Below are 15,939 nucleotides of genomic sequence, written 5' to 3' on the forward strand. Positions count from 1 at the left end.
AATTGACTGTTGCGCCGTCCTCGCCTGAAGGTGGCGCCCTGCACTGGCCTGCCGGCCTGGATTTCCCCGGCAACTGGCGCATCACACCAGACGCATTACACTTGAAACAAGCACATGACCGCAATTCAAATAACGAATGTAGAAAAGAGCTATAAATCGCTCAAGGCGCTGGGCGGCGTGTCGCTGGCGATCGAGGAGGGCGAGTTCTTCGGCCTGCTCGGTCCCAACGGCGCCGGCAAGACCACCCTCATTTCCATCATCGCCGGCCTGATACGGCCCGATGCTGGCACCGTCAAGATCCACGGCCACGACGTGGTCAAGGACTTCCGCAACGCGCGCCGCAACCTGGGCGTGGTGCCGCAGGAACTCGTGTTCGATCCGTTTTTCACCGTGCGCGAGACGCTGCGCCTGCAGTCCGGCTATTTCGGTTTGCCGAACAACGACAAGTGGATCGACGAGGTCATGGAAAACCTCGACCTGACCGGCAAGGCCGACACCAACATGCGCGCGCTGTCGGGCGGCATGAAGCGCCGCGTGCTCGTCGCCCAGGCGCTGGTGCACAAGCCGCCCGTCATCGTGCTCGATGAGCCGACGGCCGGCGTCGACGTGGAATTGCGCCAGACCCTGTGGAAGTTCATCTCGCGCCTGAACCGCGAAGGCGGCCACACCGTCGTGCTGACCACCCACTATCTGGAAGAAGCGCAGGCCATGTGCCAGCGCGTGGCCATGCTCAAGACGGGCAAGGTGGTGGCGCTCGACACCATGTCGGCGCTGATCCGCCGCATCGCCGGCTCGCAGCTGCAGGTGCACCTGAAGCACGGCGCCCTGCCGGCCGACCTGCAGCACCTGGTGCTGCACCCGGAAGAGCAGCAGGCGCCGAACAAGTTCAGCCTGCGCGTCAACGAATACAGCGAAGTCGAGAAGATCCTCGCCCGCCTGCGCGAAGCGGGCGCCGACATCGACGAAATGCAATTGCAACAAGCCGACCTGGAAGATATCTTCTTGCAGATCATGGATAAAGGTACCGTATGATTTCGACAGGATTTCGCACCCTCGTCTACAAAGAGACGCTGCGCTTCTGGAAAGTGGCGACGCAAACCGTGGCCGCGCCCGTGCTCACGTCGATGCTGTACCTGCTGGTGTTCGGCCATGTGCTCGACGGCCGCGTGGAGCCGAGCCCCGGCGTCAGCTACACGGCCTTCCTGATTCCCGGCCTGGTGATGATGAGCGTGCTGCAAAACGCCTTCGCCAATTCCTCGTCCTCGCTGATCCAGTCCAAGATCACGGGCAACCTGGTGTTCGTGCTGCTGACGCCCCTGTCGCACTGGGAAATCTTTTCGGCGTATGTACTCGCTTCCGTCGCGCGCGGCCTGGCCGTGGGCTTTGGCGTTTTCGCCATCACCTGCTGGTTCGCCGACCTGTCGTTTGTCGCGCCGCTGTGGATCGTCGTCTTCGCCTTCCTGGGCGCCGCCATGCTGGGCACCATGGGCTTGATCGCCGGCATCTGGGCCGAGAAATTCGACCAGCTGGCCGCCTTCCAGAACTTCCTGATCATGCCGGCCACCTTCCTGTCGGGCGTGTTCTATTCGATCCATTCGCTGCCGCCGTTCTGGCAGACGGTGTCGCACCTGAACCCCTTCTTCTACATGATCGACGGCTTTCGCTACGGCTTCTTCGGCACCTCCGACGTTAGCCCGTGGCTCAGTCTTTCCATCGTCGCCGGCTTCCTCGTGATCCTGGCGCTGGCGTCGATCCGCCTGCTGAAAAGCGGTTACAGATTACGCCACTAATTGCGGCACATCACACACTACATTATTCAATATCAAGGACTTATCGTGACCACCACTCCAGAACTGATCCACGGCTACCTGTCGGCCGGCCTCGAATGCACGCACCTCGAAGTGGAGGGCGATGGCCAGCACTTCCAGGCCGTGATCGTCTCGCCCGCATTTGCCGGCAAGCGCCTGATCCAGCGCCACCAGATCGTCTACGCGGCGCTGGGCGACCGCATGCGCGAGGAAATCCACGCGCTGTCGATGAAAACCCTGACACCTGAAGAATTCCAAGGATAAGCACATGGACAAGCTCCTGATCAACGGCGGCAACCGCCTGAACGGCGACATCGCCATCTCCGGCGCGAAAAACGCCGCCCTGCCCATCCTGTGCGCCGGTCTGCTGACCGCGGGTGACCTGGACCTGACGAACGTGCCGCACCTGCACGACGTCGCCACCATGCTCAAACTGCTGGGCCAGACGGGCTTGAAGATACGGCAGGACGGCGACCACGTGGTCCTCAACGGCAGCGCCATCGACACCCTCGAAGCGCCATACGAACTGGTGAAGACCATGCGCGCCTCGATTCTGGTGCTCGGTCCCATGCTGGCGCGCTTCGGCGAAGCCAAGGTCTCGCTGCCGGGCGGCTGCGCCATCGGTTCGCGTCCCGTCGACCAGCACATCAAGGGCCTCGAGGCGCTGGGCGCCGAGATCCGCATCGAAGCCGGCTACATCTACGCCAAGTGCGCCAAGCTGAAAGGCGCGCGCATCGTCACCGACATGATCACCGTCACCGGCACCGAGAACCTGCTGATGGCCGCGACCCTGGCCGAAGGCGAGACCATCCTGGAAAACGCCGCCTGCGAGCCGGAAGTGACCGACCTGGCCCACCTGCTGGTGGCCATGGGCGCGAAGATCGACGGCATCGGCACCAGCCGCCTGGTGATCCAGGGCGTGGACGCCTTGCACGGCGCCTCGCACGCGGTCATCGCCGACCGCATCGAAACGGGTACCTTCCTGTGCGCCGTGGCGGCCACCGGCGGCGACATCACCCTGCGCAACGTGCGCACCGATATTCTCGACGCGGCGCTCGACAAGCTGCGCGCCATGGGCCTGACGATGACCTTCGGCGCCGACTGGATCCGCGCCGAGATGTCGGCCCGCCCGAACCCGGTCAGCTTCCGCACCACCGAATACCCCGGCTTCCCGACCGACATGCAGGCGCAGTTCATGGCCGTCAACACGATCGCCAATGGCGCCAGCCGCGTCACCGAGACGATTTTCGAGAACCGCTTCATGCACGTGCAGGAAATGAACCGCCTGGGCGCCGACATCACCATCGAGGGCAACACGGCCATCATCGCCGGCGTCAAGCAGCTGCGCGGCGCGCCCGTGATGGCGACCGACCTGCGCGCCTCGGCGTCGCTGGTGATCGCGGCCCTGGCCGCCGATGGCGAAACGCTGATCGACCGTATCTATCACCTCGACCGTGGCTACGACCGCATGGAAGTCAAATTGTCGGCCGTGGGCGCGAACATCGTGCGCATCAAGTAAAAACAAAAAAGGAACGAGCATGAACGGATCGAACAGCGGTGACAACTCCCAGCTGATACTGGCGCTCTCGAAAGGCCGCATTTTCGAGGACACCATGCCGCTGCTGGAAGCGGCAGGCATCAAGGTGCTGGAAAACCCGGAAACGTCGCGCAAGCTGATTTTGGCCACCAACGATCCGAACGTGCGCGTCATCATCGTGCGCGCCAGCGACGTGCCCACGTACGTGCAGTACGGCGCGGCCGATTTCGGCGTGGCGGGCAAGGATGTGCTGCTCGAACATGGCGGCGAAGGCCTGTACCAGCCGATCGACCTGAATATCGCCTCCTGCCGCATGTCGGTGGCGGTGCAGGCCGGTTTCGACTATGAAAAGGCCGTGCACCAGGGCGCGCGCCTGCGCGTGGCCACCAAGTTCGTGCACACGGCGCGCGAGCACTTCGCCGCCAAGGGCGTGCACGTCGATCTGATCAAGCTGTATGGCTCGATGGAGCTGGCGCCGCTGGTGGGCCTGTCCGACGCCATCGTCGACCTGGTCAGCACGGGCAGCACTTTGCGCGCGAACAACCTCGTCGAGGTTGAACACATCATGGAAATTTCGTCGCGCCTGGTGGTCAACCAGGCCGCCTTAAAGCTCAAGCGCGAGCGCTTGCAGCCGATTATCGAGGCCTTCGAACGCGCCTCGCAAACTGCTTCGCAAGCCTAGACATTCAGTAGCAGAAAGCCGATTATGCCGATACAGATACGCAAGCTCGATTCAAGCCAGGAAGGTTTCCAACAATCGCTCGATACGCTGCTGGCGTTCGAGGCGGGTACCGATGCAGCGATTGAAACGTCGGTCGCGAAAATCCTGGCCGATGTGAAAACGCGCGGCGACGCCGCGGTACTGGAATACACCAACCGTTTCGACCGCATCCCGCATGGCGGCGCGGCGGAAATGGCGGCGTTTGATATTTCGCAAGCCGAATTGCAGGCGGCCCTGAACGGCTTGCCGTCGGCCCAGCGCGAGGCGCTGCAGATCGCCGCCCAGCGCATCCGCGCCTTCCACGAACGCCAGCGCGAGGAACTGCGCGGCTTTACCTACACCGAACCCGATGGCACGGTGCTGGGGCAGAAGATCACGCCGCTCGACCGGGTCGGCATCTACGTCCCGGGCGGCAAGGCCGCCTATCCTTCGTCGGTGCTGATGAACGCCATTCCCGCGCATGTGGCGGGGGTGGGCGAGATCATCATGGTGGTGCCGACGCCGGACGGCGTGAAGAACCAGATGGTGCTGGCGGCCGCCGCGATTGCCGGCGTGACGCGCGTGATCACCATCGGCGGCGCGCAGGCCGTCGGCGCGCTGGCCTACGGCACGCAGACGATTGCCGCCGTGGACAAGATCGTCGGCCCCGGCAACGCTTACGTGGCCGCCGCCAAGCGCCGCGTGTTCGGCATCGTCGGCATCGACATGATCGCCGGACCGTCCGAAATCCTCGTGCTGTGCGATGGCACGACGGACCCCGACTGGGTCGCGATGGACCTGTTTTCGCAGGCCGAGCACGACGAGCTGGCGCAGGCCATCCTGCTGTGCCCCGACGCGGACTATATCGCCAGAGTCGAGGAGAGCATCGCCAAGCTGCTGCCGACGATGCCGCGCCAGGCCACCATCAGCACCTCGCTGCAGGACAGGGGCGCGCTGATCAAGGTGCGCAGCATGGAAGAAGCGTGCGAGATCGCCAACTCCATCGCCGCCGAGCACCTGGAAATCTCGGCGGAGCATCCGCAGCAGTGGGCCGAGCAGATCCGCCACGCGGGCGCCATGTTCCTGGGCCGTTTCTCGTCCGAATCGCTGGGCGACTATTGCTGCGGTCCCAATCACGTGCTGCCGACGTCGCGCACGGCGCGTTTCTCGTCGCCGCTGGGCGTGTACGACTTCCAGAAGCGCTCGTCCATCATTTACGTCAGCGAAGCGGGCGCGCAAACCCTGGGCCGTGTCGCCGCCACCCTGGCGTATGGCGAAGGCTTGCAAGCCCACGCGCGCAGCGCCGAACTGCGTCTGAAGCCGCAGCCATGACGAATATGGCGGAGCGGCCGGACTGGGCCAACCGGGTCTATTGCGAAGACGCGCTGGCGGGGCTGGCGCGCATTCCCGATGGCTCGGTGGACCTGATCCTGACGGACCCGCCTTACAATCTGGGCAAGGATTACGGCAATGCCTCGGACCAGCAGTCGGTAGCCGACTACCTGCGCTGGACGGAGCAATGGATCGATGCGGCGCTGCCCAAGCTGAAAGCCAACGGCAGCCTGTATATCTTCCTCACCTGGCGCTATTCGCCGGAGATCTTCGTCATGCTGAAACAGCGCATGGCGATGATGAATGAAATCATCTGGGATCGCCGCGTGCCGTCCATGGGTGGCAGCGTGCGCAGCTTTTCATCGGTGCACGACACCATCGGCTTCTTCGTCAAGCGCAAGGATTACTACTTCGACCTTGACGCGGTGCGCATCGCCTACGACGCGGCCACCAAGAAAGCCCGTTCGCGCTCGATCTTCATCGGCGCCAAATGGCTGGAAGTCGGTTACAACCCGAAAGACTTGTGGAGCGTGTCGCGCCTGCACAAGGAACACCCGGAACGGGCCGACCACCCGACGCAAAAGCCGCTGGAAATCATCGAGCGCATGGTCAAGGCATCGTGTCCGCCTGGCGGCGTGGTGCTCGACCTGTTCATGGGCAGCGGCACCACGGCGCTGGCGGCAAAGCGCTGCGGGCGCGATTTCGTCGGCTTCGAACTCAATCCCGATTACTGCGCCATCATCGAACAGCGATTGGCGGCGCTGGCACAGGAGCTGGCCGAACCGGCTGCGGCTAAGCCTGAGAAAAAGGCGCCGGCCAAGCGCCGCGCCGCCGCCGTGCCCAAGGCCGCCAAGGCGGCCGCTAAAAAGCCGGCTGCCGTGAAACAGCCGGCTGCCGTGAAAAAACCGCCCGCCGTGAAAAAAGCCCCGGCCCGCAAGGCGCGCAGCGCCGCCGTGCCGGAAGACGTGGCCCTCTAGCATCCATTTACATCAGGAGTATTTGCAGCATGTCTTTCCTCGATCAGTTAATCAGCAATACCGTGCGGCCTGATGTGCGGGCCATAGGCGGCTATCATGTGGCCGACGCCAGCGGTTACATCAAACTCGATGCGATGGAAAATCCGTATCCGCTGCCGCAGCACTTGCGCGATGCGCTGGGCGCGCGCCTGGCCAACGTGGTGCTGAACCGCTATCCGCCGTCGTACGCCAGCCTGCAGGCGGCCATCTGCGCCAAGCTGGGTGTGCCATCTGGCTATGACGTCATGCTGGGCAACGGCTCCGACGAACTGATTTCGATCCTGGCCATGGCCTGCGCCCGCCAGGAGCCGGGCAAGCGCGCCGTGCTGCTGGCGCCCGTGCCGGCCTTCGTCATGTATGCGCGCTCGGCGCAGTTTGCCGGCATGGATTTCGTTGGCGTGCCCCTGAACGCCGACTTCAGCTTGGACATGGACGCCATGCTGGCGGCGATCGAGCAGCACCGCCCGGCGCTGGTGTTCCTCGCCTACCCGAACAACCCGACCGGCAACCTGTTTGCCAGCGCCGACATCGAACGCATCCTCGCGGCCCTGGGCGACACGGGCATTGCCGTCGTCGACGAAGCGTATGAACCGTTCGCGCAGCAAAGCTTCATGGGCCGCCTGCCCGAATTCGCGAACCTGGTGGTGATGCGCACCGTGTCGAAACTGGGCCTGGCCGGCATCCGCCTCGGCTACATGTCGGCCGCGCCGGCCCTGCTGGCGCAATTCGAGAAAGTGCGCCCGCCGTACAACGTGAATGTGCTGACGCAGGCGGCGGCCGAATTCGCGCTCGAGCATCTCGACGTGCTCAATGCGCAGGCGGCCCTGCTCAACAGCGCGCGCGACGACCTGGCGCTGCGCCTGGCGGAACTGCCCGGCGTGACGGTATTTCCGTCGAAGGCAAATTTTCTTCTGATTCGTGTGGCTGATTCCGACGATGTTTGCGCAAAACTGCTTGCCCGCAGGGTTTTAATTAAAAATATGAGTAAAATGCATGCTGCGCTGGTCAATTGCCTGCGCATCAGCGTCAGCACCCCGGAAGAGAATTCCCTTTTTTTCGATGCCTTCAAGGCATCCCTCGTTTAGCCTATCGCCAGAGCCTCCCATGAACCGCACCGCAGAAATCACGCGCAACACCAATGAGACGCAAGTTCGCGTCGCCCTCAATCTGGACGGCACCGGCCAGCAAAAGCTGAACACGGGCGTGCCCTTCCTCGACCATATGCTGGACCAGATCGCCCGCCACGGCTTGATCGACCTCGATATCGAAGCGACGGGCGACGTGCATATCGACAACCACCATACGGTGGAAGACGTGGGCATCACCCTGGGCATGGCCGTGGCCAAGGCCATCGGCGACAAGAAGGGTATCCGCCGCTACGGCCACGCGTATGTGCCGCTGGACGAGGCGCTGTCGCGCGTGGTGCTCGATTTCTCGGGCCGCCCCGGCATCGAATACCACATCCCGTTTACGCGCGCCATGATCGCCGGCTTCGACGTCGACCTGACCCTGGAATTTTTCCGCGGCTTCGTCAACCATGCGGGCGTGACATTGCATATCGACAACTTGCGCGGCACGAATGCCCACCACCAGTGCGAAACCGTGTTCAAGGCCTTTGGCCGTGCGCTGCGCATGGCGGCCGAGCTCGATGAGCGCGCGGCCGGCATCATTCCGTCGACCAAGGGCAGCCTGTAAGCGCCACCCTCGATACCCTGTAGATTCCGAGATTAAACATGAATAAAATTGTGGTGGTGGATTACGGCATGGGCAACCTGCGCTCCGTGGCGCAAGCCCTGCGCGCCGTGGCGCCGGAAGCCGATGTGCGCATTTCCGGATTGGCGCAAGACATCGACAGCGCCGACCGCATCGTCTTGCCGGGCCAGGGCGCCATGCCCGACTGCATGCGCAGCCTGCGCGAATCGGGCGTGCTCGAAGCGCTGCTGCGCGCCGCCGACAGCAAGCCCGTGCTGGGCGTGTGCATCGGCGAGCAAATGCTGTTCGACGCCAGCGAAGAGGGCGATGCGGCGGGCCTGGGCTTGCTGCCGGGCAAAGTCGTGCGCTTCCAGCTCGATGGCCAGGTGCAGGAAGACGGTTCGCGCTTCAAGGTGCCGCAAATGGGCTGGAACCAAGTCCGGCAAACGGCATCCCATGCCATGTGGGAGGGCATTGCCGACCAGGCGTATTTTTACTTTGTGCACAGCTATTTTGCTCAACCTCAAGAGGCCGCGCACACGGTGGGCCAGACTATCTATGGTGCGCCGTTTGCGTGCGCGGTCGCGCGTGATAATATTTTCGCGACACAGTTTCACCCTGAAAAAAGCGCTGCCGCTGGCTTGCAGCTGTACAAGAACTTCGTTCACTGGCAACCTTGACGTACCTTCGTGGCCTTTCCGGCTTCGCTCCTCACTCACTCTGACACCACACTGACCATGCTGCTCATTCCCGCCATCGACCTGAAAGACGGTCACTGCGTACGCCTGAAACAAGGCGATATGGAACTTGCCACCGTATTTTCCGAAGACCCGGCCGAGATGGCCCGCCATTGGCTGATGCAAGGCGCGCGCCGGCTGCACCTGGTCGACCTGAACGGCGCATTTGCCGGCAAGCCGAAAAACGAAGGCGCCGTGAAATCCATCCTGAAGGCCGTGCAAGATTTCGCCGTGGAAAACGACATCGAGGAAATCCCCGTGCAGCTGGGCGGCGGCATCCGCGACCTCGACACCATCGAGCGCTACCTGGATGCCGGCATCAGCTACATCATCATCGGCACGGCGGCCGTGAAGAGCCCCGGCTTCCTGCACGACGCCTGCAGCGCCTTCCCGGGCCACATCATCGTCGGCCTCGATGCCAAGGATGGCAAGGTGGCAACGGACGGCTGGAGCAAGATGTCGGGCCATGAAGTGATCGACCTGGCCAAGAAATTCGAGGCGTATGGCGTCGAATCGATCATCTACACGGACATCGGCCGCGACGGCATGATGGGCGGCATCAATATCGAAGCCACCGTCAAGCTGGCGCAAGCCGTCAAGATCCCCGTCATCGCCTCGGGCGGCCTGCACAATATCGGCGACGTGGAAGCGCTGTGCGCGGTCCAGGCCGAAGGCATCGAAGGCGTGATCTGCGGCCGCTCCATCTATGAAGGCACGATCGACCTGGCGCAGGCGCAAGAGCGCGCCGACGAGCTGACCGACGCCGCCGTTTAAGCCAGCCCGGCCGGGGCGTGCCTGCGCATGCCCGGGCCTGGCGACAATCTGGATATCATCATGCTTGCAAAACGTATCATCCCCTGCCTCGACGTGACCAATGGCCGCGTCGTCAAAGGCGTCAACTTCACGGAATTGCGCGACGCCGGCGACCCGGTGGAAATCGCCCGCCGCTACGACGAGCAGGGCGCCGATGAAATCACCTTCCTCGACATTACCGCCTCGAGCGACAACCGCGGCCTGATCTTCGACATCATCGAAGCGGTGGCCTCGCAAGTGTTCATCCCGCTGACGGTGGGCGGCGGCGTGCGCGTGGTGGAAGACGTGCGCCGGCTGCTTAACGCGGGCGCCGACAAGGTCAGCATCAACACCTCGGCCGTGACGAATCCGCAGCTGGTGTTTGAGGCATCGCAAAAGCATGGCTCGCAATGCATCGTCGTGGCCATCGACGCCAAGCAGGTGTCACCGGGCAAGTGGGAAGTGTTTACCCACGGCGGACGCACCGCCACGGGCCTGGACGCGTTCGAGTGGGCGCGTAAAATGGAAAGCCTGGGCGCCGGTGAAATCTTGCTGACCAGCATGGACCGCGACGGCACCAAGGTGGGGTTTGATTTGGGCTTGACGCGCGGCGTGTCCGACGCCGTCAGCATTCCCGTCATCGCCTCGGGCGGCGTGGGCGGCTTGCAGGACCTGGTCGACGGCATCAAGGTGGGTCGCGCGGACGCCGTGCTGGCCGCCAGCATCTTCCACTATGGCCAGCATACGGTGCAGGAAGCCAAGCGCTTCATGGCGCAGCAGGGCATTCCCATGCGCCTGGCATAATCAGCGTCCAACCCGGGATAGAACCATATGCAAAACGCAACGATCGTATCGAGCAATGCCAAGTGGCTGAAAAAGGTCAAATGGGACGAGCATGGGCTGGTGCCCGTGATCGCGCAGGAGGCGGGCAGCAATGACGTGCTGATGTTTGCCTGGATGAACCGCGACGCGCTGGCGCGCACGGTGGAACTGGGTGAAGCCGTATACTGGAGCCGTTCGCGCAAGAAACTGTGGCACAAGGGCGAAGAGTCGGGGCACACGCAAAAGGTGCTGGAAATCCGCCTCGATTGCGACGAAGACGTGGTCTTGCTGAAAATCGAGCAGGCCGGCGGCATCGCCTGCCATACGGGCCGCCACTCGTGCTTCTTCCAGAAGTTCGAAGGCGACGAGAAAACGGGCGAATGGCAAGTCACCGACCCGGTGCTGAAAGACCCCGAAACGATATACGCGGAAACCAAGAACAAATGAGTGAAACTTTAAAGCGCCTGGCCGCCGTGATCGAATCGCGCAAGCCGGCCAATGGCGGCGACCCCGCCACCTCCTATGTGGCGCGCCTGTTTGCCAAGGGCGACGATGCCATCTTGAAAAAAATCGGCGAAGAGGCGACGGAAACCGTGATGGCCGCCAAGGATGCGCGGCGCGACAACGACCCGTCCAAGGTCCTGTACGAGTGCGCCGACCTGTGGTTTCACAGCCTGGTGATGCTGGCGCAGTTCGACCTGACGCCGCAGCAGGTGCTTGACGAGCTGGCGCGCCGCGAAGGCCTGTCCGGTCTCGAAGAGAAGGCGGCGCGCAAGGATGAGCTGCGCGACGCCGGCGAAACGGATAAACACTGATTGATGGGAGCGCGCGTGGATAACTGTATTTTTTGCAAGATTGCTGCAAAGCAAATTCCTTCGAGCATAGTCTATGAAGACGAGGACTTGCTGGCCTTCAAGGACATCAACCCGGCCGCCCCCGTGCACCTGCTGTTGATACCGAAGCAGCACGTGGCCAGCCTGTCCGACTGCGACGACAGCCATACGGCAGTGCTGGGCAAGCTGCTGCGCCTGGCGCCGAAGCTCGCTGCCGAGTTCGGCTGTGCCGTCAGCTATGACGCCGATGGCGTGCCGTCCGGCGGCTTCAAGACCATGATCAACAGTGGCCCGGACGGCGGGCAAGAGGTATACCACCTGCACATGCACGTGTATGGCGGCCCGCGTCCCTGGCGCGGCCAGCACTGATTTCGCCGCGCGCCGGGTTCGCGTGTATACTACCCGCATTGGTTGACGCTATTCGGGCACCGTCCCGCAAGGAGAATGTGATGGGTTCATTGAGTATTTGGCACTGGCTGATCGTTCTGGTCATTGTGATGCTGGTCTTCGGCACCAAGAAACTGGGCAATATCGGCGGTGATATCGGCAAGGCCGTCAAAGGCTTCAAGGATGGCGTCAAGGGCGAAGATGATGCCCCGGCAGCCAACACTCCTCCTGCTGCGCCATCGCAAGTGGCCGACAAAAGCACCATCGACGTCGAGACGAAAGAGAAAAGCAAGTCCTGATAGCGTGGCGGGGCGATTGCCTCGTCCGGTAACGGCACTTGTCCGCTTATGATCGATCTCGGTCTCTCTAAAATCGCCATCATCGGCGTGGTTGCACTGATAGTCATCGGCCCTGAAAAGCTGCCGAAAGTGGCGCGCATGGCCGGTACCCTGTATGGCCGCGCGCAGCGCTACCTGAACCAGGTCAAATCCGAAGTCTCACGCGAAATCGAAATGGAAGAGCTGAAGAACCTGCAGAAGGAAGTGCAGGAGGCGGCCCATTCCGTCAAGCAAAGCGTGGAGAAATCCATGCATGGCGTGGAAAACTCGATCTCGGGCAACCTGGCCGAGGTGGAAAACGCGTGGCGTGGCGACTCCGCCGCGTATGCGGGGCATGACGATGGGCACGACGCCCATGAAGCCATGCTGCGCGCCACCAACGATGACCTGGCCCGCAAGGCGCGCGAATTCCGCCGCAAGAAGCTGGTGCGCAATTCCGCCATTCCCGGCTGGTACAAGCAGCGCCATGGCGGCAAGATGCACGTGCAGTCGGCCGCCGCCCGCGTGGCGCGTTTCCGTCCGCGCGCCAGTTCCTCCTCCTTTTACTCATGAGTAGCAAATCCCCGGTGGAAGAAACCTTTATCTCGCATCTGGTCGAGCTGCGCAACCGCCTGGTCAAGGCCTCGATCGGCATCGCCGTCGTCTGCGCCGTGCTGTTTTACTGGCCAGGCCCGTCGCAGATCTACGACTTCATCGCCGCGCCGATGATCGCCTCGCTGCCGGCCGGCTCGAAAATGATCGCCACCGGCGTCATCTCGCCCTTCCTGGTGCCGATGAAAGTGACCCTGGTGATCGCCTTCATCGTCGCCCTGCCCTGGGTGCTGTACCAGATGTGGGCCTTCATCGCCCCCGGCCTGTACACGCATGAAAAGCGCCTGATCGCGCCGCTCGTCATTTCCTCGTCGCTGCTGTTCATGGCCGGCGTGGCCTTCTGCTACTTCTTTGTCTTTGGCCGCGTGTTTCACTTCATCAGCGACTTTTCGCCGTCGTCAATCGCCGTGACCCCCGATATCGAAAACTACCTCGATTTCGTCATGTCGATGTGCCTGGCCTTTGGCGCCACCTTCGAAGTGCCCGTCGTGGTGGTCATCCTCGTGCGCATGGGCCTGGTGTCCATCGCGAAGCTCAAGGAAGTGCGCCCGTACGTGATCGTCGGCGCCTTCGTCATTGCCGCTATCGTCACGCCGCCGGACGTGGTCAGCCAGTTTTCACTGGCCATTCCCATGTGCCTGCTGTTCGAGCTGGGCTTGCTGGTGGCGCCCATCTTCGTCAAGGCCACGCAGGCGCCGGAAGAGGCGTCCTAAAGCCAGCTCCACCACGTGCAGATGCAAGCCGCTGCTTCCTCGGGAGCCGCGGCTTTTTTATCGAGCGGGACGTTAGTGGGTGCTTGCTGCGGCATCAGTTTGCCGAGGATGGCCAGGTTGAGCAGGATCAGGCTGCGCACCATCCAGAGCACGTGTTTCATGTCGGCGCCATGGCGCAAGTCCAGGCGTTCCAGGCGGGTGTCAAATTTTTGCCCCAGCGTCTCTATCCTGGTATTGCGTGTCAATGCCAGGGCATCCAATTCTAGGGCATCTATCCTCGTGTCGAGCTGATGCTCCAGTGCATCTATTCTGGTAGCGAGTGGCAATTCCAGGGCATCCCCCTGGTGTCGACCTTTTGCGCCAGCGGCTGGATTTCCCCCGACAGATTGCGCTCCAGCGCCGCCAGCTCGCCACGCACGACGACGGCCGCACCCAGCAAATCCCCCAGGGCCGCCGCATGGGCTTCCGCTTGCGACATGGGCACGCCTGCCGAGGCGAGGCGCTTGGCGTAATCGCGGGTGTCGCACTGGACGGGCATATGCGTGAACGTTCCTGGCCATCACCCTAGCAGAAAAATCGGCAATTGCCGGTGAGGAGAGCAGTGGCGCCTGCCTTCCTGTCAGCGTAGGCGCTACGGCGCCGGGCGGTTTGCGGTGGCGCAAACGCATGCAAAAAGGGCGCCGCGGCGCCCTGTGCACGGTGAGGATGCGTGCGGCTTAATTCATCAATTCCTTGATGACTTTCACGGGCGCGCTGCCATAGCTGAGGAATTGTTCATGGAAATCCTTCAGCACGAATTTGCTGCCCAGCGCTTGCTTGCGCTGTTCGCGCAAGTCCATGATTTCGCTGTAGCCGCTGAAATAGCTGGTCAGTTGCACCGAGCTCAGCTGCACGCGGCGCCATTTTTCCGTCGCTTCGCGCTGCGTCTGGAAGGCCTGGCGCGTCAGCAGGTCGAGCGCCTGCTCTCGCGTCATGCCCAGCACGTGCACGCTGTAGTCGAGGATGGTGTTGGTGACGCTGCGCAAGTTCCACTTCGAGTACATCAGCCACATTTCCGGCGCGTTATTGCCATAGCCCGATTCGAGCATCATGCGCTCGCCATACACGGCCCAGCCTTCGATCATGGCGCCATTGCCGAAGATGGACTTGACCAGCGACGGCGACTTGTTGGCGTACACGAGCTGCGTGTAGTGGCCGGGGATGGCTTCGTGGATGTTCAGGATCTGCAAGATCCAGTGGTTGTATTCGCGCAAGCTGCTTTCCGCCTGTTCCGGCGTTTCGCCGTCGAGCGGCGTCACGTTGTAATAGGTGCGGTCTTGCGGACGATACGGGCCGGGCGCCTCGATGCTGGCGCCGGCTACGCCGCGCTGGTAGGCCGGCGTTTCACGCACGACGAGCGGCTTTTTCGGGTCCATCGTCAGCAGGTTGTGGCTGGTCACCCATTCCTGCAATTCCGGGATCTGGCGGCGGATTTCCGGCACGAAATCGGCTGGCGCCACGTGGTTGCTCGACAGCTTGTCGATGACCATGCCGATCTTCGCCGTGCGGTCGGCCGGCTTGGCCGCGTTGCCCATGGTTTTCAGCCACAGCTCGTCGGACAGGCTGTCCATGTGTTCAAGCAGTTTTTCGCGCGCGGCCAGGGCCTTCTGGTACATCTGTTCGGCGCTGACGCTGGCCTGGATATCGTAGGTAAATTTCTGCTCGTACAAGTCCTTGCCGATGCGGAAGGAGCGGGCGTTGCCATTTTGCGCCAGTGCCGCATCCTGCTCCGTCAGCCAGGCGGCATAGCCTTGCACGGCGGTGCGGGCCGCGGCGATGCGCGCGTTGTACAGCTGCTTCTCGGTCGCCGTCAGGATCGAGCCTTGCGCCGTCTTGTTCAAGTCGTCAAGCACGCTGAGCACGCCAGCGCTCTGGGCGATGGCCAGCTGCGTGTGTTCGCGCGTGGGCTGATGGATGCTGGCGCGCGCGGCCACATAGTATTGCGGCACGGTGGCGATGCGTTTGAGCAAGGTGCGCAGGCGCTGCGGCTGCGACGCGTATTCCGTGTTCAGGATGAAGTCGATGGAACCGGCCACGTTGTAGAGGGCGGGATTCCATTCGAATTCGCGGAAGGTGGTCAGGTACCAGCGGTCCGACTGCAGTTTATTGGTCAGCAAGGCCAGGTCGGTACGTTGCTTGTCGGACATCTTGCCCGCATTCAGCTTGCCGAATTTACCCAGCCATTCTTCGATGAAGGCCAGCTGCTTCTGGCGGCTGGCCGCGTCGGGAATGCTCAGGTTGGCGGCGCCGTCGTATTTGCCGACGGCAATGGCGCCTTCCGGATCCATGCGCCACAGCGCGGTGAGGAACTGGCCGCTCAGGTTATTCATGGAACGGTCGCTGCTGTTCTCGCTGGCGACGGCCGCTACCGTGGCTGCCGTGGCGGCGCTGACGACGGCCGCCTTCTTGGCGACGGTTTTTTTCTTGCTGCTGCTGGTGCTGGCCTTGCCGCTTTTCTGCGGTTTCTTGGCGGCGCTGGCCGGTGTCAGGGTGAATGCCATCATCAATGCGGCGAGCGCAACTTTATTTCTTGTCAGCATAGTTCATCTCTTGAATATTTGGTTGTTTGTTAAATCCAGTCACGAATAAACTGATAATATAA

21 protein-coding genes are annotated in these 15,939 nt (G+C 62.5%); 18 read left to right on the forward strand and 3 right to left on the reverse strand.

Going from position 1 to position 15,939, the window contains the following annotated elements; translation table 11 throughout:
- The first annotated feature begins 114 nt into the window (after positions 1–114).
- The 18 genes from O0880_RS27170 (at position 115) to tatC (ending at position 13,298) form a co-directional block, all read left to right on the forward strand.
- The gene (locus O0880_RS27170; protein WP_289889562.1) at positions 115–1,032 is read left to right on the forward strand and encodes an ABC transporter ATP-binding protein; all 918 of its coding nucleotides are present in this window, start codon (positions 115–117) and stop codon (positions 1,030–1,032) included.
- A complete protein-coding gene (locus O0880_RS27175; protein WP_071326059.1) occupies positions 1,029–1,790 on the forward strand; it encodes an ABC transporter permease in 762 nt (253 codons plus the stop codon). The genes O0880_RS27170 and O0880_RS27175 overlap by 4 nt, the downstream gene beginning before the upstream one ends.
- Before the next feature lie 45 nt (positions 1,791–1,835).
- Positions 1,836–2,072 (forward strand): BolA/IbaG family iron-sulfur metabolism protein, encoded by a 237-nt coding sequence (locus tag O0880_RS27180; RefSeq protein ID WP_034753824.1) that lies wholly within the window; start codon positions 1,836–1,838, stop codon positions 2,070–2,072.
- Between the two features lie 4 nt (positions 2,073–2,076).
- On the forward strand, positions 2,077–3,327 hold the full coding sequence (gene murA, locus O0880_RS27185) for a UDP-N-acetylglucosamine 1-carboxyvinyltransferase (RefSeq protein WP_289889564.1): 1,251 nt from the start codon (positions 2,077–2,079) through the stop codon (positions 3,325–3,327).
- Between the two features lie 19 nt (positions 3,328–3,346).
- Positions 3,347–4,027, forward strand: a complete 681-nt coding sequence (gene hisG / locus O0880_RS27190; protein WP_071326061.1) for an ATP phosphoribosyltransferase — start codon at positions 3,347–3,349, stop codon at positions 4,025–4,027.
- 24 nt (positions 4,028–4,051) lie between these two features.
- A complete protein-coding gene (gene hisD / locus O0880_RS27195) occupies positions 4,052–5,377 on the forward strand; it encodes a histidinol dehydrogenase (protein WP_289889566.1) in 1,326 nt (441 codons plus the stop codon).
- A 5-nt stretch (positions 5,378–5,382) separates the two neighbouring features.
- Positions 5,383–6,354: a site-specific DNA-methyltransferase gene (locus O0880_RS27200; protein WP_289889695.1), complete on the forward strand. Its 972-nt coding sequence runs from the start codon at positions 5,383–5,385 to the stop codon at positions 6,352–6,354.
- A gap of 29 nt (positions 6,355–6,383) precedes the next feature.
- The gene (gene hisC / locus O0880_RS27205; RefSeq protein ID WP_071326063.1) at positions 6,384–7,478 is read left to right on the forward strand and encodes a histidinol-phosphate transaminase; all 1,095 of its coding nucleotides are present in this window, start codon (positions 6,384–6,386) and stop codon (positions 7,476–7,478) included.
- A 19-nt stretch (positions 7,479–7,497) separates the two neighbouring features.
- Positions 7,498–8,088 carry an imidazoleglycerol-phosphate dehydratase HisB gene (gene hisB / locus O0880_RS27210; protein WP_010402123.1) on the forward strand — a complete coding sequence of 197 codons (591 nt, stop codon included), beginning with the start codon at positions 7,498–7,500 and terminating at the stop codon, positions 8,086–8,088.
- 38 nt (positions 8,089–8,126) lie between these two features.
- A complete protein-coding gene (gene hisH, locus O0880_RS27215; protein ID WP_083412070.1) occupies positions 8,127–8,765 on the forward strand; it encodes an imidazole glycerol phosphate synthase subunit HisH in 639 nt (212 codons plus the stop codon).
- A 57-nt stretch (positions 8,766–8,822) separates the two neighbouring features.
- A complete protein-coding gene (hisA, locus tag O0880_RS27220; protein WP_071326064.1) occupies positions 8,823–9,596 on the forward strand; it encodes a 1-(5-phosphoribosyl)-5-[(5-phosphoribosylamino)methylideneamino]imidazole-4-carboxamide isomerase in 774 nt (257 codons plus the stop codon).
- Between the two features lie 60 nt (positions 9,597–9,656).
- Positions 9,657–10,418 carry an imidazole glycerol phosphate synthase subunit HisF gene (gene hisF / locus O0880_RS27225; protein WP_070219637.1) on the forward strand — a complete coding sequence of 254 codons (762 nt, stop codon included), beginning with the start codon at positions 9,657–9,659 and terminating at the stop codon, positions 10,416–10,418.
- Positions 10,419–10,445: 27 nt separating this feature from the next.
- Complete coding sequence (hisI, locus tag O0880_RS27230; RefSeq protein ID WP_071326065.1) at positions 10,446–10,883, forward strand: phosphoribosyl-AMP cyclohydrolase; 438 nt, start codon at positions 10,446–10,448, stop codon at positions 10,881–10,883.
- Positions 10,880–11,251: a phosphoribosyl-ATP diphosphatase gene (locus O0880_RS27235; protein WP_071326066.1), complete on the forward strand. Its 372-nt coding sequence runs from the start codon at positions 10,880–10,882 to the stop codon at positions 11,249–11,251. Before hisI ends, O0880_RS27235 begins: the two co-directional genes overlap by 4 nt.
- 15 nt (positions 11,252–11,266) lie before the next feature.
- On the forward strand, positions 11,267–11,638 hold the full coding sequence (locus tag O0880_RS27240) for a histidine triad nucleotide-binding protein (RefSeq protein ID WP_071326791.1): 372 nt from the start codon (positions 11,267–11,269) through the stop codon (positions 11,636–11,638).
- Positions 11,639–11,718: 80 nt separating this feature from the next.
- Entirely contained in the window at positions 11,719–11,955 is a 237-nt protein-coding gene (gene tatA / locus O0880_RS27245; RefSeq protein ID WP_071326067.1) for a Sec-independent protein translocase subunit TatA, read from the forward strand.
- 48 nt (positions 11,956–12,003) lie between these two features.
- Positions 12,004–12,546 carry a Sec-independent protein translocase protein TatB gene (gene tatB, locus O0880_RS27250; protein ID WP_289889571.1) on the forward strand — a complete coding sequence of 181 codons (543 nt, stop codon included), beginning with the start codon at positions 12,004–12,006 and terminating at the stop codon, positions 12,544–12,546.
- Complete coding sequence (gene tatC, locus O0880_RS27255; protein WP_071326069.1) at positions 12,543–13,298, forward strand: twin-arginine translocase subunit TatC; 756 nt, start codon at positions 12,543–12,545, stop codon at positions 13,296–13,298. Before tatB ends, tatC begins: the two co-directional genes overlap by 4 nt.
- On the opposite strand, the gene O0880_RS27260 is transcribed toward tatC, so the two are convergent.
- The 3 genes from O0880_RS27260 to O0880_RS27270 all read right to left on the reverse strand — a co-directional run bounded on the left by O0880_RS27260 (position 13,295) and on the right by O0880_RS27270 (position 15,841).
- On the reverse strand, positions 13,295–13,543 hold the full coding sequence (locus O0880_RS27260; RefSeq protein WP_289889572.1) for a hypothetical protein: 249 nt from the start codon (positions 13,541–13,543) through the stop codon (positions 13,295–13,297). The two genes, tatC and O0880_RS27260, sit on opposite strands and share 4 nt — an antisense overlap.
- Before the next feature lie 59 nt (positions 13,544–13,602).
- Positions 13,603–13,836: a hypothetical protein gene (locus O0880_RS27265; protein WP_289889573.1), complete on the reverse strand. Its 234-nt coding sequence runs from the start codon at positions 13,834–13,836 to the stop codon at positions 13,603–13,605.
- A gap of 178 nt (positions 13,837–14,014) precedes the next feature.
- Positions 14,015–15,841, reverse strand: coding sequence for a DUF885 domain-containing protein (locus tag O0880_RS27270; protein ID WP_289889574.1), 1,827 nt, complete (start codon positions 15,839–15,841; stop codon positions 14,015–14,017).
- Between the last annotated feature and the right edge of the window lie 98 nt (positions 15,842–15,939).

The sequence above is a fragment of the Janthinobacterium sp. SUN118 genome, assembly GCF_030397695.1.
Taxonomy (GTDB): domain Bacteria; phylum Pseudomonadota; class Gammaproteobacteria; order Burkholderiales; family Burkholderiaceae_D; genus Janthinobacterium.

What these genes read in the sequence shown, in the direction of transcription:
- O0880_RS27270 (WP_289889574.1), bottom strand. Translation starts at nt 15,841, where the DNA reads ATGATGGCATTCACCCTGACACCGGCCAGCGCCGCCAAGAAACCGCAG.
- tatC (WP_071326069.1), top strand. Translation starts at nt 12,543, where the DNA reads ATGAGTAGCAAATCCCCGGTGGAAGAAACCTTTATCTCGCATCTGGTC.
- hisG (WP_071326061.1), top strand. Translation starts at nt 3,347, where the DNA reads ATGAACGGATCGAACAGCGGTGACAACTCCCAGCTGATACTGGCGCTC.
- O0880_RS27175 (WP_071326059.1), top strand. Translation starts at nt 1,029, where the DNA reads ATGATTTCGACAGGATTTCGCACCCTCGTCTACAAAGAGACGCTGCGC.
- hisI (WP_071326065.1), top strand. Translation starts at nt 10,446, where the DNA reads ATGCAAAACGCAACGATCGTATCGAGCAATGCCAAGTGGCTGAAAAAG.
- O0880_RS27235 (WP_071326066.1), top strand. Translation starts at nt 10,880, where the DNA reads ATGAGTGAAACTTTAAAGCGCCTGGCCGCCGTGATCGAATCGCGCAAG.
- murA (WP_289889564.1), top strand. Translation starts at nt 2,077, where the DNA reads ATGGACAAGCTCCTGATCAACGGCGGCAACCGCCTGAACGGCGACATC.
- hisD (WP_289889566.1), top strand. Translation starts at nt 4,052, where the DNA reads ATGCCGATACAGATACGCAAGCTCGATTCAAGCCAGGAAGGTTTCCAA.
- hisC (WP_071326063.1), top strand. Translation starts at nt 6,384, where the DNA reads ATGTCTTTCCTCGATCAGTTAATCAGCAATACCGTGCGGCCTGATGTG.
- hisB (WP_010402123.1), top strand. Translation starts at nt 7,498, where the DNA reads ATGAACCGCACCGCAGAAATCACGCGCAACACCAATGAGACGCAAGTT.
- hisH (WP_083412070.1), top strand. Translation starts at nt 8,127, where the DNA reads ATGAATAAAATTGTGGTGGTGGATTACGGCATGGGCAACCTGCGCTCC.
- O0880_RS27265 (WP_289889573.1), bottom strand. Translation starts at nt 13,836, where the DNA reads ATGCCCGTCCAGTGCGACACCCGCGATTACGCCAAGCGCCTCGCCTCG.
- O0880_RS27200 (WP_289889695.1), top strand. Translation starts at nt 5,383, where the DNA reads ATGGCGGAGCGGCCGGACTGGGCCAACCGGGTCTATTGCGAAGACGCG.
- tatA (WP_071326067.1), top strand. Translation starts at nt 11,719, where the DNA reads ATGGGTTCATTGAGTATTTGGCACTGGCTGATCGTTCTGGTCATTGTG.
- hisA (WP_071326064.1), top strand. Translation starts at nt 8,823, where the DNA reads ATGCTGCTCATTCCCGCCATCGACCTGAAAGACGGTCACTGCGTACGC.
- O0880_RS27170 (WP_289889562.1), top strand. Translation starts at nt 115, where the DNA reads ATGACCGCAATTCAAATAACGAATGTAGAAAAGAGCTATAAATCGCTC.
- hisF (WP_070219637.1), top strand. Translation starts at nt 9,657, where the DNA reads ATGCTTGCAAAACGTATCATCCCCTGCCTCGACGTGACCAATGGCCGC.
- tatB (WP_289889571.1), top strand. Translation starts at nt 12,004, where the DNA reads ATGATCGATCTCGGTCTCTCTAAAATCGCCATCATCGGCGTGGTTGCA.